Origin of the sequence: Martelella sp. NC20 (assembly GCF_013459645.1) — a bacterium.
Taxonomy (GTDB): Bacteria; Pseudomonadota; Alphaproteobacteria; order Rhizobiales; family Rhizobiaceae; genus Martelella.
This window is the reverse complement of sequence record NZ_CP054861.1, coordinates 1,194,203-1,218,304: the sequence shown is the minus strand read 5'-3', so window position 1 is coordinate 1,218,304 and position 24,102 is coordinate 1,194,203. Positions and strand designations below refer to the sequence as shown.

The 24,102-nt window shown below is 62.9% G+C and carries 23 protein-coding genes; 5 read left to right on the top strand and 18 right to left on the bottom strand.

Annotation, left to right across the window (positions count from 1 at the left end):
* Nucleotides 1-27: 27 nt before the first annotated feature.
* Complete coding sequence (locus HQ843_RS05880) at nt 28-729, bottom strand: Tim44/TimA family putative adaptor protein (RefSeq protein WP_180899394.1); 702 nt, start codon at nt 727-729, stop codon at nt 28-30.
* Between the two features lie 157 nt (nt 730-886).
* Between HQ843_RS05880 and HQ843_RS05875 the strand changes: the two genes are divergently transcribed.
* Both HQ843_RS05875 and secB read left to right on the top strand, forming a co-directional pair.
* Nucleotides 887-1,390, top strand: a complete 504-nt coding sequence (locus HQ843_RS05875) for an FxsA family protein (protein ID WP_180899395.1) — start codon at nt 887-889, stop codon at nt 1,388-1,390.
* A 105-nt stretch (nt 1,391-1,495) separates the two neighbouring features.
* Nucleotides 1,496-1,978, top strand: a complete 483-nt coding sequence (secB, locus tag HQ843_RS05870) for a protein-export chaperone SecB (protein ID WP_180902304.1) — start codon at nt 1,496-1,498, stop codon at nt 1,976-1,978.
* Between the two features lie 270 nt (nt 1,979-2,248).
* On the opposite strand, the gene HQ843_RS05865 is transcribed toward secB, so the two are convergent.
* From HQ843_RS05865 to betI, 13 genes are all read right to left on the bottom strand, one after another.
* Nucleotides 2,249-3,688 (bottom strand): aldehyde dehydrogenase family protein, encoded by a 1,440-nt coding sequence (locus HQ843_RS05865; protein ID WP_180899396.1) that lies wholly within the window; start codon nt 3,686-3,688, stop codon nt 2,249-2,251.
* A gap of 27 nt (nt 3,689-3,715) precedes the next feature.
* Entirely contained in the window at nt 3,716-4,786 is a 1,071-nt protein-coding gene (locus HQ843_RS05860) for an ABC transporter ATP-binding protein (RefSeq protein WP_180899397.1), read from the bottom strand.
* A gap of 44 nt (nt 4,787-4,830) precedes the next feature.
* A complete protein-coding gene (locus HQ843_RS05855; protein ID WP_180899398.1) occupies nt 4,831-5,538 on the bottom strand; it encodes a GntR family transcriptional regulator in 708 nt (235 codons plus the stop codon).
* 38 nt (nt 5,539-5,576) lie between these two features.
* Nucleotides 5,577-6,431: a carbohydrate ABC transporter permease gene (locus HQ843_RS05850; protein ID WP_180899399.1), complete on the bottom strand. Its 855-nt coding sequence runs from the start codon at nt 6,429-6,431 to the stop codon at nt 5,577-5,579.
* Complete coding sequence (locus HQ843_RS05845) at nt 6,428-7,414, bottom strand: carbohydrate ABC transporter permease (RefSeq protein ID WP_246710289.1); 987 nt, start codon at nt 7,412-7,414, stop codon at nt 6,428-6,430. The genes HQ843_RS05850 and HQ843_RS05845 overlap by 4 nt, the downstream gene beginning before the upstream one ends.
* Nucleotides 7,415-7,478: 64 nt before the next feature.
* Nucleotides 7,479-7,949, bottom strand: a complete 471-nt coding sequence (locus HQ843_RS05840; protein WP_180899400.1) for a hypothetical protein — start codon at nt 7,947-7,949, stop codon at nt 7,479-7,481.
* A gap of 7 nt (nt 7,950-7,956) precedes the next feature.
* Nucleotides 7,957-9,555, bottom strand: coding sequence for a GMC family oxidoreductase (locus HQ843_RS05835; protein WP_180899401.1), 1,599 nt, complete (start codon nt 9,553-9,555; stop codon nt 7,957-7,959).
* Between the two features lie 31 nt (nt 9,556-9,586).
* On the bottom strand, nt 9,587-10,813 hold the full coding sequence (locus HQ843_RS05830) for a mandelate racemase/muconate lactonizing enzyme family protein (RefSeq protein WP_371822074.1): 1,227 nt from the start codon (nt 10,811-10,813) through the stop codon (nt 9,587-9,589).
* 178 nt (nt 10,814-10,991) lie between these two features.
* Entirely contained in the window at nt 10,992-12,338 is a 1,347-nt protein-coding gene (locus HQ843_RS05825; RefSeq protein WP_180902306.1) for an ABC transporter substrate-binding protein, read from the bottom strand.
* 221 nt (nt 12,339-12,559) lie between these two features.
* Complete coding sequence (betA, locus tag HQ843_RS05820) at nt 12,560-14,239, bottom strand: choline dehydrogenase (RefSeq protein WP_180899403.1); 1,680 nt, start codon at nt 14,237-14,239, stop codon at nt 12,560-12,562.
* A gap of 212 nt (nt 14,240-14,451) precedes the next feature.
* Nucleotides 14,452-15,915: a betaine-aldehyde dehydrogenase gene (gene betB / locus HQ843_RS05815; protein ID WP_180899404.1), complete on the bottom strand. Its 1,464-nt coding sequence runs from the start codon at nt 15,913-15,915 to the stop codon at nt 14,452-14,454.
* A gap of 3 nt (nt 15,916-15,918) precedes the next feature.
* The gene (gene betC / locus HQ843_RS05810) at nt 15,919-17,436 is read right to left on the bottom strand and encodes a choline-sulfatase (RefSeq protein ID WP_180899405.1); all 1,518 of its coding nucleotides are present in this window, start codon (nt 17,434-17,436) and stop codon (nt 15,919-15,921) included.
* Nucleotides 17,433-18,023 (bottom strand): transcriptional regulator BetI, encoded by a 591-nt coding sequence (gene betI, locus HQ843_RS05805; protein ID WP_246710288.1) that lies wholly within the window; start codon nt 18,021-18,023, stop codon nt 17,433-17,435. Before betI ends, betC begins: the two co-directional genes overlap by 4 nt.
* Before the next feature lie 185 nt (nt 18,024-18,208).
* Between betI and choX the strand changes: the two genes are divergently transcribed.
* The 3 genes from choX (at nt 18,209) to choV (ending at nt 21,208) form a co-directional block, all read left to right on the top strand.
* Entirely contained in the window at nt 18,209-19,150 is a 942-nt protein-coding gene (gene choX / locus HQ843_RS05800; protein WP_180899406.1) for a choline ABC transporter substrate-binding protein, read from the top strand.
* A gap of 181 nt (nt 19,151-19,331) precedes the next feature.
* Entirely contained in the window at nt 19,332-20,168 is an 837-nt protein-coding gene (gene choW, locus HQ843_RS05795; RefSeq protein WP_180899407.1) for a choline ABC transporter permease subunit, read from the top strand.
* On the top strand, nt 20,168-21,208 hold the full coding sequence (choV, locus tag HQ843_RS05790; protein ID WP_180899408.1) for a choline ABC transporter ATP-binding protein: 1,041 nt from the start codon (nt 20,168-20,170) through the stop codon (nt 21,206-21,208). Before choW ends, choV begins: the two co-directional genes overlap by 1 nt.
* A gap of 33 nt (nt 21,209-21,241) precedes the next feature.
* Here choV and HQ843_RS05785 read toward each other — a convergent pair whose 3' ends face one another.
* From HQ843_RS05785 to HQ843_RS05770, 4 genes are all read right to left on the bottom strand, one after another.
* Nucleotides 21,242-22,234 carry a WavE lipopolysaccharide synthesis family protein gene (locus HQ843_RS05785; protein ID WP_180899409.1) on the bottom strand — a complete coding sequence of 331 codons (993 nt, stop codon included), beginning with the start codon at nt 22,232-22,234 and terminating at the stop codon, nt 21,242-21,244.
* A gap of 145 nt (nt 22,235-22,379) precedes the next feature.
* Nucleotides 22,380-22,718, bottom strand: a complete 339-nt coding sequence (locus HQ843_RS05780; RefSeq protein ID WP_180899410.1) for a cupin domain-containing protein — start codon at nt 22,716-22,718, stop codon at nt 22,380-22,382.
* Nucleotides 22,715-23,455 (bottom strand): glycosyltransferase family protein, encoded by a 741-nt coding sequence (locus tag HQ843_RS05775; protein ID WP_180899411.1) that lies wholly within the window; start codon nt 23,453-23,455, stop codon nt 22,715-22,717. The genes HQ843_RS05780 and HQ843_RS05775 overlap by 4 nt, the downstream gene beginning before the upstream one ends.
* Nucleotides 23,452-24,102, bottom strand: a complete 651-nt coding sequence (locus HQ843_RS05770) for an HAD family hydrolase (protein WP_180899412.1) — start codon at nt 24,100-24,102, stop codon at nt 23,452-23,454. The genes HQ843_RS05775 and HQ843_RS05770 overlap by 4 nt, the downstream gene beginning before the upstream one ends.

Genomic DNA, 24,102 nt, shown 5'->3' with positions numbered 1-24,102 from the left:
CGGCCATCGGCCGCCCCTTCAAGCGACCTATTCGGAAGCGGTGGCGATCAGCTTCCAGTTCGGATCGCGCGCCTTGGTATCGCGGGCGAAGGTCCACAGATCGCGGACCTCGGCGATTTCCTCCGGATCGCCGTCAACGACCTCGCCATCCTTGCCGTAAGTGGCCGAAATCATCTGGCTGACGATCCTGAGCGTGATCCGGGCTTCCGATTTGTCGACCTCGGCCTCGGTGATCTCCGCTTTTTCGATGCCGACGAAATTCGCCTTCACGGTCTCGCCGTTCGCCTCGCGCTCGCTGATGGCGGCGTTGAAGCCGTCATAGACCTCCTTCGACAGCAGGTTCTTCAGGCTGCGGCGGTCGCCCTCGGCAAAGGCCATCACGATCATCTCATAGGCCGAGCCCGCGCCCTTGAGAAAGGCATCGGGATCGAACTGGGGATCGGCGGCGGCAATTGCCCTGAGGCCGGAATTGACAGCGCTTCCCGCCGGCGCGATCCGGTCGATCGCGGCCTTGCGGGCGGCTTCCTGTTCCTTCTCGACGCCCGGCAGCGTGATCACCTTGCCCTCCCCGCGCCCCGGCTCCAGCGCATCGGCGCGCGAGCGCACGGTCGGCTGTTCGTAACGCGGCTTCTCATTGCCCGTCCGCCGGCCGAGAACGTTGCGCAGCTGGAAGAAAATCACCACCGCGGCAATCAGGAAGAAGAGGGTTATCAGATCGCTTGTGCCCATTTTGGTCGTAACCGCCGCTTTCCTTGTTGTTTTCCTATCCCCATATAGACTTCACAGGGCCATGATTCAAATGTAACACGTCGTATAAATTTTCGCATTTCCCATGGGCCGTGAAAACCGCAGAAAGCCAGAAAGACAAGCCAGACAGGAAACCGACTTGCCGCTTCTCATCGCCATCATCTTTTACCCATTCATCGAAATCGCGGGCTTCATCGTCGTCGGCCGCGCGATCGGCCTGTTCCCGACGCTCGGCCTGATCATGCTGACCGCCGTGATCGGCGCGATCCTGCTGCGCATTCAGGGCTTCAGCGTGTTGCAGAGGCTGAACCAGGATGCCCGCGATGGCGGCAATCCGGGCCGCGACCTGGTGCATGGCGGCATGATCGTGCTGGCCGGCATCCTGCTGCTGCTTCCCGGTTTCGTCAGCGATATCTGCGGTTTCCTGCTGTTTATCCCGCCATTGCGCGATTTCGTGTGGAAGCGGATGAGCCGCAACATGGTTGTGGTTTCGCAGCGTTCGACCGGCTTTCGCTACACAAGCGACCCGCCGCGCCGCGAAGGCCCGAAAGTGGTCGATCTCGAGGCCGAGGACTTCACCCATGATCCGGACCCGAATTCGCCCTGGGCGGACAAGCCCGACGACGACGACAAGCCGAAATAGGCCGCGATACAGGCCGTTGCGGCCCGAACACCCAAGCCTGAGGGTTGTACGCCCGCCGGCTAGATGCTAACTGGCAATCACATGAATTACTCGAAAGGACGCGCAATGGCCGAGGAAAACGGGGCGGAAAAGAAGCAGAGCCCCTCGCTGAGCATTCTCACCCAGTATATCAAGGATCTTTCCTTTGAAAATCCGGGAGCTCCCGCCTCGCTGCAGAAGCGCGACGCCCAGCCGGCGATCAACATCTCCGTCAATGTCAATGCGAACCCGCTCGGCGACGACAATTACGACGTGCTGCTGTCGCTGAAGGCGGAAGCCAAGTCGAACGACAAGCCGATGTTCCTGTGCGAACTGGTTTATGGCGGCGTGTTCCGCGTGGCCGGCTTCCCGAAGGAGCATGTGCTGCCGATGCTGTTCATCGAATGCCCGCGCCTGCTGTTCCCGTTCGCCCGCCAGATCGTTGCCGATGCCACCCGCAACGGCGGCTTCCCGCCGCTGCTGGTCGACCCGATCGACTTCGCGCAGATGTTCCAGAAGCGCATGGCCGAGGAACAGGCCCGCGCCAAGGTGCAGCAGCCGGCCAACTGATCGGCGCAGCCTCTTTGGATAAGAAGAACCCGTCCCCACACTCCGCGTCATCCTCGGGCTTGACCCGAGGATCCAACCACCGTTCCGCTCGAGCGGCGTTGGCGTTTCGTAATGGTTTGTATTTGATTTGACTTGACTTTCCGCCGAGACGCTTGCCGTGTTGATACGTGCTTGGATGCTCGGGACAAGCCCGAGCATGACGGCGGAGAGTAGTGTAGGCGCGGAGCGAATGCCCCCTGCCGCATCGCCTTGCGGCTCACATCGGCGCGATCACGACGACGACCAGCCCGAGACCGATTTCACGGTCATGTATTCCTCCAGCCCCCAGACGCCGCCCTCGCGCGCGCCGCCCGAATGACCGACGCCGCCAAAGGGCGAACCGGCGCCGCGCGGCTGACCGTTCATCTCGACCATGCCGGAGCGCAGCCGCCGCGCCAGCCGGTTGCGCCGCGCGCCGTCGCCGCTCTGCACATAGTTGGTGAGGCCGTAGCGCGTGTCGTTGGCGATCGCCACCGCCTCATCCTCATCAGTGAAGGGAATGATGCTGAGGACGGGGCCGAAAATTTCCTCGCGCGCAATGGTCATGGCGTTGTCGACATCGGCAAACACCGTCGGCTGAACGAAATAGCCGCGGTTGAAGCCGGCCGGCCGGCCCGCGCCGCCCGCAACCAGCCGCGCGCCTTCGCGAACGCCGATATCGATCAGATCCTGGATCTTGTCGAACTGTCCCTTTGAGATCACCGGCCCCATATGCGCGCCCTCGGCCGATGACGGGCCGACCGCGATTGCGCGCGCTGCCGCGCCCGCCTTGTCCACGGCGGCCTCGTAAACCGAGCGCTCGACCAGCATCCGCGTCGGCGCATTGCAGTTCTGGCCGCTGTTGATGAAGCATTGCCGCACGCCGCGCGCGACGGCGTCCTCGTCGGCATCGGCGAAAATCAGGTTGGCGCCCTTGCCGCCCAGTTCCAGCGCGACCCGTTTGAAACTGTCGGCCGCGCCGCGCATGATGCTGGCGCCGGCGCGGGTCGAGCCAGTAAAGCTGATCATGGCGACATCGGGATGCTCGACGAGCCGTGCGCCCGCGGTCGCGCCGTCGCCCTGAATAAGATTGAAGACTCCGGCCGGCGCGCCCGCCTCGTGAATGATCTCGGCCAGCAGGTTGGATGACAGCGGCGCAAGTTCCGACGGCTTCAACACCATGGTGCAGCCGGAAAGAAGCGCCGGCACCACTTTCAGCGCGACCTGGCTCATCGGCCAGTTCCACGGCGTGATCAGGCCGACGACGCCGATGGGCTGCATCAGGATGCGGTCGTCCGGCGCATGCGGCCCGAGCGGCCTTTCGAAATCGAAATGCTCCATCGTCGCCAGAAAACTGGTCATGTGACGAAGGGCGGCCGCCGCCTGGCGCGTGCGGGCAAGCTCGATCGGCGCGCCCATTTCCTGAGAGATGGCGCGCGCCATCTCGTCGATGCGGCCGGCATAGATGTCATGGATACGCCTGACGAGCGCGACCCGCGTCGCCGGATCGCTCGCGGCCCATGCCGGAAAGGCGCGCCCGGCAGCCATCACCGCGGCATCGACCTCGTCGGCGCCGGCAAGCGCGACCGTGCCGAAGGGTTGTTCGGTGGCGGCATCGATCAGCGTATGGCTCGCGGTTGAAGCGGACCGCGTCCAGCGACCGTCGATATAGAAATTCCTGAGTTCAAGCATGGCTTTGGTTCCCTTCCTTACGCGCGGTCATACCGGATCTTCCAGCGCCAGTTCCGGCACCGGCGCTGCGTCGAAGAAATGGATCGCATCCGGCGCGACCTGAAGATGGATCGTGTCACCGGGCCGCGCATCCGTGCGTCCGCGCACCAGGATACGGATCACCTCGTCGGCGAGGCGGGCCGTGATCTGGGTTTCGGAGCCCGTCGGCTCGACAATCGTGACAATGGCCGGCCAGCCGCTTTCGGCGAGAACGAAATGCTCGGGCCTGACGCCGACGGTGACGCGATGCCGGGCCTTCGGATCGGGGCAAGGAAGCGGCAATATCCGCCCGTCGGCAAGCTTCAGCCCGGTTGCGGCGACGATATCGCCCTGCAGGAAGTTCATCGGCGGCGAGCCGATGAAGGCCGCGACGAACAGGCTGGCAGGCTTGTCGTAGAGTTCGAGCGGCGGTCCTTCCTGCTCGATCACGCCGCCGTTCAGAACGACGACGCGATCGGCAAGCGTCATCGCCTCGATCTGGTCGTGGGTCACATAGATGGTCGTGGTCTTCAGCCGCTGATGCAGCTCCTTGATCTCGGAGCGCATCTGCACCCTGAGCTTGGCGTCCAGATTGGAGAGCGGCTCGTCGAACAGGAAGACGTTGGGATCGCGCACGATCGCGCGGCCCATGGCGACGCGCTGGCGCTGGCCGCCGGACAATTGCCGCGGCTTGCGGTCAAGCAGCGGCTCGAGCCCGAGGATGCGCGCGGCATCGCCGACGCGCCGCTCGATCTCCGATTTCGACACCCGCCGCTGTTTCAGGGCGAAGCCCATATTGTCGCGAACATTCTTGTGCGGATAAAGCGCGTAATTCTGGAATACCATGGCGATGTCGCGATCCTTCGGGGCGACGTGGTTGACCACGCGATCGCCGATGACGATGTCACCGCCGGTAATGCCTTCCAGGCCGGCGATCATTCTGAGCAGGGTCGATTTTCCGCACCCGGAAGGACCGACCAGCGCGACGAATTCGCCATCCTCGATATCGATCGAGACGCCGTGCAGCACCTCGACGGCTCCGTAGGATTTGCGCACATCGCGTATTTGAACCGTACCCATTCGGAAATTCCTCCCTTTGCCGCCCCTTTTCCGGGACGCCCGATTTATGGCGTCGGCGCGCGGCGGCCTTCAGACCGCCGGTTCGCACCCTTGGCCGGCGCGGCCTCGATCAGGTCGATCAGGAAGTCGCCGGTATTCTTTTCATGCTGGTTCACCAGCGCCGCGGCGGCAGCGAAATCGCCCTCGCGCAGCCGGTCGCGGATGGCCATATGCTCCTTCAGGGCATCGGCGAGGCGTCCCGGCTGCGGCGGGATGCCGTGGCGCTGCGCCGACATCAGCCCATGCATGTTCTCAAGCAATCTGCGGCACCAGGGCGATTCCGGGTTGTCGCACAGCAACAGGTGAAACTCGTAGTTCCTGGCGCCGAACAGGTCGAAATCCTGCTGTTCCAATGCGGTCGCTGAAATCGCGATATTGTCGTCGATCCTCGCCAGCCGGCCGGCATTGAAGTTGCCGGCGCCAAGCTCCACCGCAAGCCCGCAAATCAGACCGCGCAATGCGCTGATCTCGCGGATCTGCTCGGCGCGCAGGCCCTGCACCACGGCGCCGATGTGGTTCTGCACCTCCAGCCAGCCGTCGGAGGCGAGGCTTCGGATCGCCTCGCGGATCGGCGTCTCGCTGATGCCGAGCGCAAGCGACACTTCCCGCGTGGTGATCCGGTCGCCCGGCCCGACCGTCCCGGAAAGCACCATTTCCTGGATATGCTGCCGGGCATGTTCGGCCTTGGTCATGTAGGTCTTGGGGTGGTCCATGATATCCGTCCAGTTCCGGTTTTGAGGCTCCGGCGCAATTATCCCTTGGTCGCGCCGTCCGCCAAGCCCTTGATAAGCCACTTTTGCACCAGAAGAGCGAAGATCACCACCGGAACAACGGTGATCGTGCCGACGGCGGTGAGCGCCCCCCAGTTCGCGCCGTTGACCGTGTCGCCCGCAATGCCGGCGATCGCGACCGGTATGGTCGAGGCATGACGGTTGGTGAGCACGAGCGCGAACAGCAGTTCCTCCCAGGCAAGGATCATGCTGAAGATCAGGGTCGACAGCAGGCCTGGCAGCGAAATCGGCAGGATGATCTTGAAGAACGCGCCATAGCGCGAGCACCCGTCGATCATCGCGGATTCCTCAAGTTCCTTCGGCAGCGACAGGAAGAAACTGCGCATCAGCCACATCACATAGGGGATCAGGAAGGTGCTGTAGGCGAGGATCAGGGTGATGTGCTTGTCGGTCAGCCCGAATTTGCGCGCGACAAGAAACATCGGCACCGCCAGCGCGATCGGCGGCACGCCGCGCGACAGCAGGATCAGCAGACCGATCGTTCCGGCCCCGCGAAGCCGGATACGGGCGAGCGCATAGCCCGCCATGGTGCCGACCACGATCGACAGCAGCCCGGAACCGGTGGCGACGATGACGGTGTTGACGAGACGCCGGACGATATCGGCGCGCGCGATATATTCTTTGTAGGTGGCAAGCGTCGGCGTGAAGAAGAAGGTCGGCGGATTGGTGAATATCTCCACCTGCTGCTTGAACGAGGTCAGCACCATCCAGTAGATCGGAAACAGGAAGAACAGGCTGACGATGATGGCAGCCAGGATGCGCATCCTGTGCCAGAACGCGCTTCCGGGCGCCGACGATGTAGCGGGGACGCTCAAAACAATTCCTCCAGTTTGCGGCTTCCGCGCAGGAAGATGCCGGTCAACACCATGGTCAGGATCAGCACGATGACGGCCATCGCCGCGGATTCGGCGAAGCGCAGCGAGCGGAACGCTTCCTCGTAGATGAACAGGTTGATGACGTTGGTGGCCTTGCCCGGCCCGCCATAGGTGGCGGCGAGCACGATGTCGAACATCTTGACCGCGCCGAGCCAGCGGATGACGAAGGTGGCCGCGATCACCGGCACCAGCAGCGGCACGGCGACCGACCAGAGCGTGGACCACCAGTTGGCGCCGTCGATCTTGGCGGCCTCGAACACGTCCTTGGGCAGAGCGAGGAGCGCGGCGGTGGCGATCAGCACGATGAACGGGGTCCAGCGCCATGTGTCGATGATGATCACCGCGGCCATGGCGAGATTGGCATCGCCGAACCAGTCGAGCGGGCCGAGGCCGACAAGGCCGAGCCAGTAATTGGCGATGCCCCAGAGCGGATCGAGGATCATCCGCCACATGCCGCCGGCGACCACGGGCGCGACCACCATGGGAATGATGAACAGCGCGCGCAGGATGCCCCGGCCCCACCACTCGGCATTGATCAGAAAGGCGATGCCGAAGCCGAGCGCGACCTGCAGCGGCAGGGCGATTGCCAGATAGATCAGCGTGACCTTCAGCGATTCCCAGAACCGGTAGTCGCCCATCACCTCCCTGTAATTGTCCCAGCCCACCCATTGATCGGCGCTGAAGCTTGCAAGGTCGAAGGAGGAGAAGCTGATCTCAAGCGTATAGAAGATCGGATAGGCCAGCATGACCGTCAGCACCAGCATGCTCGGCATCAGGAACGACCAGCGGCTCAGAAGGTCGGCAAGGGCATGGCGCCGGGCGTGCCGTGCGGCCCCGTCGCTTCCGGTCCTATCGCTTCCAGCCCCGTCGTTTCCGGCCCCATCGTTTCCGGCAATGCGGCGCGATGCTGTGTCTGTCGTCATCCCGGTCTCCTCCCTCATGGTCCTCGTCCTTCCCGCCCCGTCATCCGTCGGGATCTCGCTCTGTTCAGGGCGTTTGCGAACGCCAGATCGGTCCGCGCGCCCGCACGGGGTCGAGCAGCGACCAGTCTCCCTCCTCCACCTGATATCCTTCCGGAAACGGCGGACGAACCTCGATGCCGATCGATGCCATCACCCTGTCGTCGCGATAATAGCAGCGCGCGGTCACGGCTTCGATGACGCCGGCAAGCGCCGGTTCATCGACGCGGAACTCCCGCAATATCGCTGCCTGCTCCTCACGCGCAAGCGTCGCGAAGCCGGTTACGGCGCGCGCCTCGACCGCTGAAAGCGCCTCGATCAGGGCCTGCCGGTCGCGGCCGACGGAGCGCAGGATATCGGCATAGATCGCCGGATCGTCGGCGCCGGGAACATCGTGGCGCGCACTTGCCGGGATCATCTGTCCGACGATTGCGAACAAGGTCTTGCCGTCGTCTTCGAAGGGCGGGTTTTCCGCCTGGTCTGTCGTCGTCTGTGTCATGGCCGGTTCAATCGAAAAGCTCGTAGAGGCGGGTCTTGATCTGATCGGCGACGTAAAGCGCCACCGCCTGGATCGTCGAGGTCGGATTGACGCCGCCGGAGGTTACGAAAACGCTGCCGTCGACGATGAACAGGTTCTTCACATCGTGACTGCGTCCCCATTCATTGACGACGGAGCGCTCGGGGTCCTTGCCCATCCGGGCCGTTCCCATCAGGTGCCAGCCGGCATAGGGCAGCGGGGCGCGGGTGGTGATGTCGCGCGCGCCGGCGGCCTTCAGGATCTCGACGCCGCGAGCCACCGAATGGTCGAGCATAAGACGAGAATTCTCGCTCAGCCGGTAGCTGATCTTCGGCGCGGGAATGCCGTCGGCATCCTTAAGCTCGGGGTCGAGCGTGACGCGATTATGCGCCTCGGGCAGATCCTCGCAGATCGCCAGCATGCCGGCGCTGTGGCCGAACAGGCGGCGGAAGGCATCATGATGGCCCTCGCCCCAGGGCAGCAGACCGTCCGCCATGCCGGTCATGGCGGTGCGGACCGGCCCCATGCCGCGCGAAAACTGATAGCAATAGCCGCGCACGAAACCGCGCGCCGTGTCCGTCTCGTAGAACTCGTGGCTCCAGGTGCAGATCGGGGAGCCGCGATGACCGTCCATCGGCTGGTCGAAATGGCCGCGCACCTGGGCATAAGGGTGCAGCATCAGATTGCGGCCGACCAGGCCGCTGGAATTGGCGAGGCCGTTCGGAAAGCGGTCGGACGCCGAGTTGAGCAGCAGGCGCGGCGTGCCGATGCCGTTGCAGGCAAGGATCACGATCTCGGCCGGCTGGAACTGCTCCCTGCCGTCCGCGTCGAAATACCAGGCGCCCGTCGCCATGCCGTCCGGACCGGTCTCGATCCGGCTGACGCGACAGCGCGGCCGCATCTCGACGCGCGCGCGCAACGCCTCCGGCCAGTAGGTCAGATCGGTGCTGCCCTTGGCGCCCTGGGCGCAACCGGAACCGCATTGCCCGAGATTGATGCAGGGGGCCCGCCCCTCATATTCGCGCGTCGCGATCGCCGCATCCGACGGCCACCAGTGCCAGCCGAGATCGTTCATCGCCTTGCCGAGCGCCTGACCCGTGCGGCCAAGCGGGATCGGGCCCATGACCTGCTCCTTTTCAGGATAGGCCGGATCGCCCGCCAGACTGGCAACGCCCATCATCCGGTCGTTGAGGGCGTAGAACGGTTCCAGCGTCCGGTAGTCGATCGGCCAGTCGTCGGCCACGCCGTCCAGGCTGCGGACCCTGAAATCGGAGGGGTGGAGCCGGGGATAGTGTCCGGCATAGAGGATCGTGCCGCCGCCGACGCCATTGAAATTGGCGATCTTGATCGGCGAATCGTCGTCATTGACCGGATAGTCGGCGGCAAGTCGCCGCCGGTTCGGGCTGAGGGCGAAGTCCTCCGTAAGACGCGCTTCCCAGTCCCGCCCATTGCTGGGGAAATCGGAGGTATTCTGCCAGTCCCCCTGGTCCAGGCACAGGATACGCATCTTGGTATCGGCAAGGCTCCAGGCCATGACCGCGCCGGAAGCGCCCGCGCCGACGATCAGGACATCCACTTTCTCATTCATGATCGAAGCCCGGGCCTCCCCTCATTTGCCGTTATACCAAAAGCCGCGAGGCTTCGGTGCGCTGCCACATGCCCGCGCCGGGAACCGGCGGATGTTCGGCGAGCGCCGCCTCGATCGGCTCGGTGCCCCAGCCGGGCCTGTCGGGAAGGATGAGATAGCCGTCCCGGAATTCCGGCAGGTGGGTGAAGATCTCCGCATCCCAGCCGATCCGGTCGATATCGGTTTCCATGATCGTCAGGTTCGGCACCGCCGCGCAGAAATGGGCATTCATCATCGTGCACAGATGGCCGTAGAAATTGTGGCAGGCGACATTGGTCTCGTAGGCTTCCGCCGCGGCGGCGATCTTCATCGACTGCCAGACGCCGTTCCAGGGCGTATCGATGATGGCGACATCGACGGCCTGGGCGCGGAAGAAGGGCAGGAACTGCTGGAGCCCGATCAGGGTCTCGCACGAAGCAATCGGGTGCCGGCTCTGCGCGCGGATATAGGCCAGCGCCTCGGGATCGAGCGTATCGAGTTCGACCCAGAACAGGTCGAGGTCGTCGATCTCGCGCAGGATCTTCAGATAGCCGTCCGTCTTGGCGTTGAAATTGAGATCGAGCAGCATGTCGATGTCGGGACCGGCCGCCGCGCGCATGACTTCGAGGTGACGGCGAAGCCCCTCAAGCGTCTCGCGCTCGACATTGCGGCCGGTCTCGTAGGGACGGCCGAAGCCGGGCGACCACGGCTCGATCCGATCCTCAGCGTCATAGCGGAAGATATTGGTCTTGAATGCCGAAAACCCCTTTTCGCCAACTTCGCGCGCGATCTGTTTCACGCCTCCGATATCGGTGATGCCGGGCGAAAAATGCTGGGTGCGGGTGCGATAGGAAACGCAATGGGACCAGTAGACGCGGATGCTGTCGCGCACCTTTCCGCCCAAGAGAACATGGCAGGGCACATCCAGCGCCTTGGCCTTGATGTCCAGCAGGGCGTTTTCGATCGCCCCGAGCGCCTGGCCGACAATGCCGCCGGAGCCGGGCCGCGTGACATTGCGCAGATCCTCGCGAATATGCTCGTGATGCATCGCGCTCTTGCCGATCATGCGGGGCGAAATCTGGTTGATCGCGGCGCTGACGCCGGGAGAGCCGAAATACTCATCGAACTCGCTCCAGCCGACGATCCCGTCCTCGGTGGTGATCTTCAGGAAATTGTAATTGCGCCAGGAATTGCTGCAGGACAGCGTCTTGACTTCGCTTATTATGGCTTTCGTTGGCATCATGGTCCTCAGTCGGTTCGGGCGCGGATATCTCCGTCCCTGGCATTCGATGCCGAAAGCATCGACACGATCTCGCTCGCGCCGCGTCTCCGCCGGCAAAAGCTCTCAATGGATTCTGGAAGGTTGGCGGCGGATGCGGGAACCTCCCGCATCCGTATCGTCTGTTTGGCTGAAAGCTCTATTTCAGCACTCTGGAGATTTTCTTGGAGGCGGTATCGAGCGCCTCCTGCGCGGAAGCCTGGCCGGCAAGCGCGCGGGCCACCTCATCGGCGAGGACCTGCTGGGCGGCGTCCGATTTCGGGCTGCGGATGCGCCACATCCTGCCCTCCTCGGCAACTTCGTAGGCATTCTGCAACGTGGCGTAGACCGGCGCCAGCCAGGGTTCGCTCGGCTCTCCGGAAAGCGTCGACTTGCGGGCCGGGAACGAGCCGACCAGCGCGGCATTGACGCTCTCGCCCTCTTTGGAGGTCAGCCACTGGAGGAAGGACCATGCCGCCTCGGGATGTTCCGTCTTGCTGCTGATGCCGGCAATCCAGATGCCGCGATGCGTGCCGGCGCGGACATCACCGACCGGAAGCACCTGGATACCGACCTCGTCGGTGGTGAGCGTCGTCGACTGCGGGTCAACGGCGGTCGCCTTGTAGACGCTGCCCCAGGTGATCATGTTGGCCACGGCACCCTGACGGAAGGCCTGGAGCGATTCCGAAAAGCCATGGCTGAGACCGCCGGGCGGCGCGTAGTCGAGCAGGCGCTTGTGGGTTTCCAGCGAAGCGACGCCGATATCGTCGGCAAAGGCGGGATTGCCGTCGTCATCGAGCAGGTTGCCGCCATTGGCGTTGAGAATCGACTGCCAGATGGTCGGCGTCAGCGGATCGCGCACGAAATAGGTATCGATCGCCCAGGCATCGACCTTGCCGTCGCCATCGGTATCCTGAACCAGTTTCGGCGCATTCTCGAAGAATTGCTCCCATGTCAGTTCCGGCGTCGGCTCGGGCACGCCCGCCTTGTCATACAGGCTGCGATTGTAGAACATCAACAGCATGTTGGAGCGGACCGGCACGGCATACTGCACGCCCTGCCATTCGCCGGCGGCAAGCGGCGCGGCGTTGAAATCGGCCCAGTCGTATTCCGCGTCGGTGATTGCGGCGATCTCGTCTCCCTGCAGGTCCATCAGCGCGCCGATCGAGGCAAGCTGCGGCACCCACGGATCGTCGGCCAGCAGGATATCATATTCCGGATCGGGGCTGGTGGCATCGAGCATCATCTTGGCGAGCAGTTCCGTATAGGGCACGCCATCGATCCGAACCTCGACATTCGGGAACTTCTTGTTGAATTCCGGAACCAGAATGGTCTGCCAGGTATTGGCGAATGCCTCGTTGGCCATGACCTTGATTTCCACCGGATCGCCCGGCGAGCCGAGGCCATCCTGCGCATTGGCCAGTCCCAGCGGCATTGCCGCCAGGATCAGCGATGTGGCCGCTCCCTTGAGTAGACGCCTTCTTCCGGCGCGCTGTCCTTCAATCATGCCTTTCACGACTTACTCCTCCTCCGCGTTGCATGTTCTATATTCTATAGAATATTGAAAGTGTGCTCGTCAAGCGCCCGCAAAACAGGTTTTTCGCGATAAACGAATGGCCGCGCCATGGCCGAAAACGGCAGCGGCACGCGCAGGCCGGCCCGGGCGGAAAGCCCGGAATTTGCGGAAATGCGGGAAAATAAGGAGAGGGTGCGGCGGCGCGCCCGCTGTTACCGGTCGGAGGTTTCGCGGCGCGGGTTCATCCACGGCTCGGCGTTTTCCGGCGCCAGCGGCTGGCGGCCGAGAATATGGTCGCTGGCCTTTTCGCCGACCATGATCGACGGCGCGTTGAGATTGCCGTTGGTGATGCGCGGGAAGATCGAACTATCGGCGACGCGCAGGGCCTCGACCCCGATGACCCGGCATTCGGGATCGACCACCGCCATCGGATCGCTTGCAGCCCCCATCTTCGCCGTTCCGCAGGGGTGATAGGCGCTTTCGGCATGTTCGCGGATGAAGCCGTCGATCTCGTCGTCGCTCGTAATATCCGCGCCGGGCTGGATTTCCTTGCCGCGATAGGGGTCGAAGGCGGCCTGGGCGAAGATTTCACGGGTGAGCCGCACGCATCTGCGGAAATCGGCCCAGTCCTGTTCGTGGCTCATATAGTTGAACACGATCTTCGGATCTTCCGCCGGATCGGCGCTGGCGAGCGTGATTTCGCCGCGCGAGGGCGAGCGCATCGGACCGACATGGGCCTGGAAGCCATGGCCTTCAGCGGCCGCCGTACCGTCATAGCGCACCGCCATCGGCAGGAAATGGTACTGGATATCGGGATAGTCGACGCCCGCCGCCGAGCGCAGGAAGGCCGCGCTTTCGAACTGATTGGACGCGCCGATGCCGTTCTTGAAGAACAGCCATTGCGCGCCGGCCAGTGCCTTTCCAAAAAGATTCCAGTGCTTGTAGAGCGTGATCGGCTGGGTGCTGGCCTGCTGGATATAGACTTCCAGATGGTCCTGCAGGTTCTTGCCGACGCCCGGACGGTCGGCCACGACCGCGATATCATGCCCGGCAAGTTCCGCCGCCGGGCCAATGCCGGACAGGAGCAGCAGTTTCGGCGTGTTGATCGAGGAGGCGGCGAGGATCACCTCGCGGCGCGCCGTGACCGTCTCGATCTTGCCGTGGCGCTCGATCTCGACGCCCGTCGCACGACCGTTCTCGATCACCACCTTGCGGGCGAAGCAGCGGATGATATCGAGATTTTCACGCTTCAGCGCCGGTTTCAGATAGGCATTGGCCGCCGACCAGCGCCGCCCTTTCCAGACGGTCTGCTCCATCGGTCCGAAGCCCTCCTGCTTCTCGCCGTTATAGTCGTCGGTCAGCTCGAAACCGGCTTGCCGGCCCGCCTCGACAAAGGCGTGAAACAGCGGGTTCTTGCGCGGGCCGCGCGTGACATGCAGCGGGCCGGAATTGCCGCGCCAGGACGGGTCGCCGCCATGGCCGCTATCGTGCCAGTTCTCCATGCGCTTGTAATAGGGCAGCACGTCGGCATAGCCCCAGCCGGCAGCGCCCGCCTCGGCCCAGTGGTCGAAATCGCTTGCGTGGCCGCGCACATAGACCATGCCGTTGATCGAGGACGAGCCGCCGATCACCTTGCCGCGCGGGGTCGCCAGCCGACGGTTGCCAAGGTTCGGCTCCGGCTCGGAGGCAAAGCCCCAGTCATAGCGCTTCATGTTCATCGGATAGGAAAGCGCCGCCGGCATCTGGATGAACGGCCCGATATCCGTACCGCCGTATTCCAGCACCAGCACCGAATATTTCCCGTCCTCCGACAGGCGATAGGCCATCGCCGAGCCTGCCGAACCGGAACCGACGATGACAAAATCTGCTTCAGCCAATCTAGAACCTTTCATTGCCGCGGCGGGCGTTTTTTCTAAGTCCGGCCGCTTGCTCCCATCGATCTCTCCCCTTGAGGGAGAGATGCCCCGACAGGGGCAGAGAGGAGTGAACCGCAAGCCCGGAACTCAGAGTGAATTGGAAGCGCTGCACCCCTCTCTGTCGCTTTCGCGACATCTCCCCCTCAAGGGGGGAGATTGGTTGGTGCGGAGGTGCCGCCCCAGTAAACTCAATACGGGCTATCCACCCTGCCCAGCGCCACATGCACCGTCTTCACCTGCGAATAGAACTCCATCGCTGCCCTGCCGTTCTCCCGGCCGAAGCCCGAATGCTTCACGCCGCCGAACGGGATTTCGACCGGCGTCAAATTATAGGTGTTGATCCAGCAGATGCCGGCCGCAAGCCTGCCCGCCACCCGGTGGGCGCGGGAAATGTCCTTGGTGAACAGGCCGGCGGCGAGGCCGAAATCCGTGCCGTTGGCGCGCGCGATCACCTCGTCCTCGGTGTCGAAGGCGAGCACGCTCATCACCGGTCCGAAGATTTCCTCGCGCGCGATCGTCATGTCGTCGGTGACGTCGGCGAAGACCGTCGGCTCGATATAGGCGCCGTTCGCAAAGCCTTCCCCTTGCGGAATGCCGCCGCCGATCACCAGCCGCGCGCCCTCGGCCCTGCCCTTGTCGATATAGGCCATCACCTTGTCGCGCTGCCCCTTAGAGATCAGGGGGCCGAGATGGGTGTCGGGATCGAGCGGATCGCCGAGACGGATCGTCTTCGTCCGCTCGGCCAGACGCGCCAGGAATTTTTCAAGGATCGGTTTCTGGACGAACACCCGCGTGCCGTTGGAGCAGATCTGGCCGGTGGAATAGAAATTGCCGAGCATCGCGCCGCCGATCGCGTCTTCGAGGTCGGCATCCTCGAACACCACCAGCGGCGACTTGCCGCCGAGTTCCATCGTCACGTGGCGCATGCCGGAGGCGGCCGCGGCATAGACCTTGCCGCCTGTCGGCACCGAGCCGGTGAGCGACACCTTCGCGGTTTCGGCATGGGTGGCCAGCGCCGCGCCGACATCGCCGAAGCCCTGCACCACGTTGAAAAGCCCCTTGGGCGCGCCGGCCTCGATGAAGATTTCGGCGAGTTTCAGGGCGCAAAGCGGGGTCATCTCGGAGGGCTTGAACACCATGGCATTGCCGCAGGCAAGCGCGGGCGCTGCCTTCCAGCAGGCGATCTGGGTCGGATAGTTCCACGCCCCGATGCCGACGCAGACGCCGAGCGGCTCGCGCACCGTATAGGCGAAGGCATCGCCCAGCGGCACGCTCTCGCCGGAAAGGCCTGCCGCCTGCGCGGAGAACCATTCGAGACTGTCGGCACCCGACGTCGCATCGGCCACCAGCGTTTCCTGGATCGCCTTGCCGGTATCGAGCGTTTCGAGCTCCGACAGCGCTTCGTTGCGCTCGCGGATGATATCGGCGGCGCGACGCAGCACCCGCGCCCGCTCGACCGGCAGCAAGGCTGCCCATTCGCGCTGGGCGCGGACGGCCGACGCCATCGCCTGGTCGATGATCGCCGGCGTTGCGCTGTGGAGCGTGGCGATCACCTCGCCGGTCGCGGCATAACGGCTTTCGAACGCCTTGCCGGCGGTGTCTTCGACATAGGCGCCGTCGATGAAATGGCTTGCTTTCGGCTGTGCCCGCATAATTTACTCCCCGCGCGGCCAGCGCTGGCTGGCCTCGAGTATGTTGAGATCCATGTGATTGCGCATGAAGCGCTCGGAGGCATTTTTCACCGGCTGGAAATCCCATGGCCGGTATTGCCCGGCGCGCAGCGCCTCATAGACGACATGCCGGCGCGCCTGGCTTTCGCGCACCTCGTCGTCATAGGCCTTCATGTCCCAGAACTGCCGCACTTTCGCGGCGAAATCCGCCGCCGTTTCGGCATGAGCCGGATCATCGGCGAGGTTCTTCAACTCGTGCGGATCGGCTTCAAGGTCGAAGAGCTGGGGCGGGTCGAGTTCGCAGTGATTATATTTGAACCGGCCCTCGCGGATCGAGACCAGCGGGGCCTGAGAGGCTTCGGCCGCATATTCCATCCGCACCGGCAGCTTGCGCTCCGCCCCGGCGGCGATCGGCAGCAGGCTTTCGCCATCGACCCAGGGTTCGATCTCGCCAAGGTCGATGCCGGCGATATCGGCGAGCGTCGGCGCGATATCGATCGACGAGGCCGGCGTTTCGACGAGACCGGGCGTCATGCCGGGGGCTGCGATCATCAGCGGCACCCGGGCCGAGCCCTCGTGGAAGCTCATCTTGTACCACAGCCCGCGCTCGCCCAGCATGTCGCCATGGTCGGAGACGAACACGATCGCGGTGTCCTCGCCGAAACCGACGCTGTCGAGGGCGGCCAGAACCTCGCCGATCTTGTCGTCGATATAGGAGATATTGGCGAAATAGGCGCGGCGCGCATTGCGGATATCCTGCTTTTCGATCACGGCCCTGTGCCAGTCGTTTGCATCGAGAATGCGCCTCGAATGACTGTCCTGCGCGTCGTAATCGAGCGTGCCGATCTCGGGCTCGAGATGGTCGCAATCGGCGTAGAGATCCCAGTATTTCCTGCGCGCCACGTAAGGGTCGTGCGGATGGCTGAAGGACACGGTCAGCATGAACGGCCGGTCTTCCCTGCGGCGGCCGAGATCATAGATCTTGCGCACCGCCTCATAGGCGACCTCGTCGTCATATTCGAGCTGGTTGGTGATCTCGCCGATGCCGGCGCCCGTGACCGAACCCATATTGTGATACCACCAGTCGATCCGCTCGCCGGGCTTGCGGTAATCCGGCGTCCAGCCGTAATCGGCGGGGTAGACGTCGGTGGTCAGCCGCTCCTCGAAGCCATGCATCTGGTCGGGGCCGACGAAATGCATCTTGCCGGAAAGCGAGGTCTGGTAGCCGGCGCGGCGCAGGTGATGGGCATAGGTCGGAATGTCGGGCGCAAACTCGGCGGCATTGTCATAGACGCGGGTGCGGCGCGGCAATTGCCCGGCCATGAAGGACGCACGCGCCGGCGCACAGAGCGGCGAGCCGGTATAGGCATTCCGGAACCGCGCCGAGCGGGCGGCAAGCTTCTTCAGGTTGGGTGTGTGCAGAAAATCGGCCGGGCCATCGGGAAACAGCGTTCCGGCAAGCTGGTCGACCATCAAAACGAGAATGTTCGGTCGCGCACTCATGAGGACATCTCCTTGGCGAGTGTGAGTTCGAGATATTCGAGCGTCATATCGACGGCCGCGCCCCGGCTCATGCCGAAATCCTTCAGCGCGGCGCGCAGGTAAAATCCGTCGATCAGCGAGCCGAGCCCGGTGGCGATCCGCCGGGCGGCGCCGACGGATACGAGCTGGCGCAGCGCATAGACCAGGTTGGAGCGCAGCCGCGCCTCGTAGATCGCAAGCAAGCGGCTGGCATCGCCCTTGCGCTGGGCCTGGACGTAAAAGGCAAGCCAGGCGGCAACGACGGCGGGATCGAACTGGTCCGGTCCAAAACAGGCCTGGACAATCGCCTCGAGCCGCTGTTGCGGGGTAACGGCATCCCGGTAGCGGGCCTTGACCGAGGTGCCGAACTCGTCAAGGATACGCCGCATGGCCGCAAACAGGATCTTTTCTTTGGAGCCGAAATAGTGATGCGCGAGCGCAGGCGAAACGCCCGCCCGCTTGGCGATCCTGGCGACCGTGACCTCGACCATGCCGACCTGACCGACTTCGGCGATGGCCGCCTGTACAAGCGCTTCGCGGCGTATGGCTTCCATTCCGATTTTAGGCATTGGCTGGACCCGCTGAAAAAATGCTCATTTGCATCGTGTGGCGAAATTCTGAGCAACACGCCGTTTACACGAATTAACATATGTTATATTGATTGACCGATCAATCAAGGAAGCCACTCGTTTATTTTGACACGCCGATCGATCCGCTACGGCCTTCGACAAACGAACCGAAAGGAAACGCTGACATGTCTTATAACCTGAAATTGACCATCGCCGCGCTGACCGCCGCGACCGCCCTTTCCGCCGGCGCCGCAAAGGCACAGGACCCCACCGCCTGCGATAGCGTCAGCTTCTCCGATGTCGGCTGGACCGATATCACCACCACCACCGCGACCGCCAAGCATATCCTGGAAGGCCTCGGCTACAAGGTCGACGTCAAGGTTCTGTCCGTGCCGGTCACCTTCGCATCGCTGAAGAGCGACGACATCGACATCTTCCTCGGCAACTGGATGCCGGCCCAGACCAGCGCCATCACGCCTTACATCGACGAGGGCGAGATCGATGTCGTCGCCACCAATCTCGAGGGCACGAAATACACCCTTGCTGTGCCGACCTACACCTATGAAAAGGGTCTGAAGACCTATGCCGACATCGCCAAGTTCGGCGACGAGCTGGATAACAAGATCTACGGCATCGAGCCCGGCAATGAAGGCAATGCCTATCTGGTTTCGCTGATTGAGGCGAACAAGGATGGTCTCGGCGACTTCGAGGTCGTGGAAAGCTCCGAACAGGGCATGCTCGCCATGGTCGGCCGCAAATACCGCCAGGACCAGCCGATCGTGTTCCTCGGCTGGGAACCGCATCCGATGAACTCGACCTATTCGCTGAAATATCTTACCGGCGGCGAGGATTTCTTCGGCGGCGAAGGCATCGTGCGCACCGTCACCCGCAAGGGCTATGTCGATGAGTGCCCGAATGTCGCCAAGCTGCTCGAAAACCTGAAGTTCACCCTGCCGATGGAAAACGAGGTCATGGGCAAGATCCTGAACGACGGCGAAAACGAGGGCGATGCGACCGCCGCATGGCTCAAGGCCAATCCGGATGCCCTCGACACCTGGCTTGAGGGCGTGACCACCACCTCCGGGGAACCGGGGCTGCCGGCGGTCAAGAAATCGCTCGGTCTGTAAAAATCTTCAAGCCCGGCAAGCCAACGCTTTCCGGGCTTTCCTTTTTCGATGATGATATCTGTGCGGTCGCGGATTTCGCGACACGGGCCCGAGGCAAAATGCCGGGGCCGGATCGCCATGCGCTGTCTTGGGCAGTGGCACGGTCCGACACGCTGAATTTGGGGAACAAAGGAGCAGTCTCTTGCACTGGCTGACGGATTACAAAATCCCGCTGGGACGCTGGGCCCAGGATATTTTCGACTGGCTGCAAATGCATGGCGGCTGGTTTTTCGATGGTCTCGCCGAGGTCATGAGCTGGCTGATCGACCAGCTTCTGTTCATCCTGCAGGCGCCGGGGCCGATCGTGATCGCCGTGATCGTGACCGCGGCCTCCTACTGGCTGCAGCGCAACTGGAAGGTCTCGCTGTTCGTCTTCCTCGGCTTCCTGTTCATCGTCAACCAGGGCTATTGGGAGGAAACGACCGAAAGCCTGGCGCTGGTGATTTCAGCCTGCATCATCTGCATGGCGATCGGCGTTCCGATCGGCATTTTCGCCGCTCACCGGCCCCGCCTCTATCAGGTCCTGCAGCCGATCCTCGACCTGATGCAGACGCTGCCGCCGTTCGTCTACCTGATCCCGGCGATCGTGTTCTTCGGCATCGGCATGGTGCCGGGTCTGCTGGCAACCGTCATCTTCGTGGTTCCGGCCTCGATCAGGCTCACCTATCTCGGCGTCTCCTCCGTGCCCAAGCCGCTGCTTGAAGCGGCGGATGCGTTCGGCGGCACCGGCTGGCAAAAGCTGACCAAGGTCGAACTGCTTTATGCGCTGCCGCAGATCATGGCCGGCCTCAACCAGACGATCATGCTGTCGCTGTCGATGGTGGTGGTCGCAGCACTGGTCGGCGCCGACGGGCTCGGCGTGCCGGTGGTGCGCGCCCTCAACCAGGTCAATCCGGCGCTCGGGTTCGAGAGCGGCTTCGTCATCGTCGTCGTCGCCATCATCCTTGACCGCGTACTCAAGATCGAGAGGAAAAGGTGATGGCCGCCTCAGTTGTTTTCGAAGATGTGAACATCGTGTTCGGCGACCGGCCGAAAACCGCCCTTCCGCTGATGGACCAGGGCAAGAGCCGCGCCGAGGTGCAGGACGAAACCGACCAGGTGCTGGGCGTCCACAACTGCTCGCTTACCGTGGGCGAGGGCGAGCTTCTGGTGCTGATGGGACTGTCCGGCTCCGGCAAGTCGACGCTGCTTCGGGCCGTCAACCGGCTGAACCCGGTCTGCCGGGGGCGCGTGCTGGTCAATGACGGCAACGGCATGACCGATGTGACCGCCGCGGACGCCAAGACGCTCAGAGAGATCCGCCTGTCGCGGGTTTCCATGGTGTTCCAGCAATTCGGCCTGCTGCCGTGGCGCACCGTGGTTGAAAATGTTGCGCTCGGGCTCGAATTCGCCGGCATGGGCCAGAAGGAACGGCTTGCAAAGGCACGGGCCCAGCTTGAACTGGTCGGCCTCCATGACTGGGGCGACAAGCTAGTCGGCGAATTGTCGGGCGGCATGCAGCAGCGCGTCGGCCTTGCCCGCGCCTTTGCCACCGAGGCGCCGATCCTGCTGATGGACGAACCGTTTTCCGCGCTCGATCCGCTGATCCGCACAAGACTGCAGGACGAACTGATCGAGCTGCAGAAGAACCTGAAGCGCACCATCATCTTCGTCAGCCACGATCTCGACGAGGCTTTCAAGATCGGCGACCGGATCGCGATCATGGAGGGTGGCCGCATCGTCCAGTGCGGCACGCCGTCCGAAATCGTGCGCAAGCCCGCCGACGCCTATGTCGCCGATTTCGTCGCCAATGTTAACCCGCTGGGCGTCTTGCGCGCTCAGGACGTGATGAGCGAGGCGCAAGCGCTCCCGGATTCGCCCGCCGTCGAGGCGGAAACCAAGCTTGCCGCGATGATGGACAGGCTCGGCCACGGCGAGGTGCTGCGGGTGGTGGGCAAGGATGGCAACACCATCGGCAGCATCCGCCCCTCCGACGTCGTCATCGCGCTCAATCCGGCGAGCAGTCCGGAAGCCGGCTGATGCGAATGCCCCAGAAAACCCGGGCCTTCATCGTCAGCGCGGAAGCAGGAAGAACTCCAGTATGCCGGTGCGGATCGCCCGGCGGCGGACCTTGCTCTTGAACGGCAGCGAGATCAAATTGCCGATCAGGCGACAGACCTTGTAGGGCTTGTAGAACTTCTCGATCTTCTCGCGTTCCGGATCGTCCGCCGGAACCGGCGTGCCGGCGTCGACATGCTTGCGGTAAAGTCCGATCCACTCATTATGGGTGTAGCAGGTCATGAACGAATTCGGATGCACCTTCATCACGAAGGTCGGCTTGGAAGGCGCCAGATCGAACTGATCGAAGGTGAGGAAGACGAAATTCGAGGCGAAATATTTCTCGGTTTCGAGGATCGCCTGCGGGTTGGCGTCCTTGTAGTAGGCGCACGGCACATGCCGGCCGTCCCGGCGCAGGGCGTTGACGAAAATATGCTGCTCGGGCGTATAGCGATTGTAACGCTGGCCGCCGGTATCCCAGTTCGCCTCTTCCTCGGTCATCAGCGGAACGTCGAACAGCTTGCGGATGTCGTCGGTGTGGCCGAAAAAGGCGAGATCCGAGGGGTGGAACGGAAAGCTCACCCGCGAGCGCGGATTGCGCGAGAAATAGCAGGCCGCCAGCAGCTTGTGCGAAAACACCTTGTAGGCGTCGACACTGTCGGGATAGGCGTCAAAGAAGCGCAGAAACCCGTCGCCGTTCAGCCTGAAATCGGTGCGCATGCGGAAACAGTAGCGCGTCTCGACCTTTGCGAGCCCCGCCCTTGTGCCGATGATCTGGCGATTGACATTGTTCGGCTTTTCGCCGGGTCGCGGGGAATAGTAGAAAAAACCCGGATCCTCGCACAGCGCCACCTCGTCGCAATCCAGGCCCGAAATATCGGTTCCGACCCAGGTCGACAGGATGATTCTGGACGACGGAAAATGGCGCCTGACCGCGGCAAAGCTGCCGCGCAGGAAAGACTTGTCCACCACGCCCTGAAACAGAAATGTGATTTCGTCCTTGTCCATCTTTCCGCACCCGCTTTCGGCGAGCCCCAGTTTAACTCAGATCATACAAAACACATAACCCCGACGAAGTGTGGAGCGGTAACACAGAATACCGTCCATGGACGACATACTATATTCGCGCCGGTCATCGGCCTTGCGCGCCGTTTCATTTCTGCTCGCCGGAACCCATATACTTATCGTTCGCGGCACCCGGAAGCTTCACCACCACATTGATGCTGCCGTCCTCCAGACATTCGAAATCCGTCGCCTCTCCCGGCTCCATCACGATGATATCGCCCGCGCCATAGTCGACCCCGTTCATGCGGATCCGCCCCTGAACCACGACGGTGTATTCGGTGGCGACCTTGTGAAAATGCACGGCCTCGCCGTCGCCGCGGTCATAATGCTTGACGGCCACTTCCACATCCTCGGTTTTTGCAAGGCTGGGGTCGAAATTGCCGATGAACCAGCCCTTCACCATGTCGTCGAGGCGCGCGGTCTTCAATGGAGCAGCCCCTCCTTTTGGTCGTTGAGCTGGGAGATATACTGCGCGAGCTGCATTTCCGTCTTCAGCGGATGAAACCTGTCATTGCCGATGAATTCGATGCCGACCCTGGCATGACGCAGGATCATCTCGTTGATGGTCTGGCTGATATAGAAGGCGTTGTTGATCTTGCGGTCCTTGCGCACGACGTTGAGCGCCGAGCGCACGAAATCCCGACCGCTGCGGAAATAGTAGAAGCTCGCCAATGCATGCTTGCTGATCGGCCGCTTTTCGGCGACCTCGCAGACATCGCCGTTCTGATCGAGAAGCGCGAAAGAATAGCGCGGATGCACCGAGCGGAATGCGAGCACCCCGGCATCGCAATCGCGCCCGCTGAAGCCCTTGACGATACCAGCAAGATCGGCGTCGATCAGCTCGTCGGCGGCAACCAGCACGATCTCCTCGTTGTCGTCGATATGTTCGGCCGCCAGAAGCGCGGTGCACACCGATCCCGCCGTCGGGCCGGCAACCTCCACGCACAGCCCGTTGTCGGTGGTCTGGCGGATCACGTCGTCGACGTTGAACTTGCGGATATCCGCGCTCCGGACACAGAAAATGATCTCGCGCGGCGCAAGCTTCTGGAGGCCGGCGATCTGGCGTTCCAGAACCAGTTCCTCGTTGAACTCCGTCATGTAGAGCGGATAGAGTTCGCTCTTGATGTCGAGGTTTTCGCCGCCCATCAGCACTACGATCTTCATGCCGCCGACCCCACTGAACTGCCTGCCTGGTCGATCTCGGCAATCCGCGCCTTGATCCGGGCATAGGTGACTTCATCCACTTCCTTGACCACCATGACATGCGCGCCTGAGCCGGTCGCGGCCTTGATGCCGTTCGGGTTGTCCTCGACGATCAGGCATTCCATGGGAGAAAGCCCCATGCGCTCGATCGCCTTCAGATAGATCTCCGGGTCCGGCTTGCTCTTGGTAACGTCCTGATTGGAGAGCTTGAAATCGAGATAGGGGGCAAGGCTCGCCTTCTCCATCATCAGCACCACGGTATCGCGGGTGGAATTGGAGGCGACGGCGAGGTGATAGCCTTCCATCCTCAGGCGCGACAGCGCATATTCATGGTCGAAACGCGGGCGGCAGCGCTCATAGATGATCTCCATCGTGTAGCGCTGCTTCATCTCGTTGATAAAGCCGTGCAGATAGGGCGGCAGTTTCTTTTCCATGCTGAGACGCTGCAACTTCGTGCGCGTCGGCAGGCCGTCATAGACGGTGCGGTGCTCATGGCGCTCAATGGTGAAGCCGAACAGGCCGAGCGCCCGGTTGAGCGCATCATAGTGCCACTCCTTGGCCTCGATCAGAACGCCGTCCATGTCGAAAATGACTGCCTTGATCGCCAT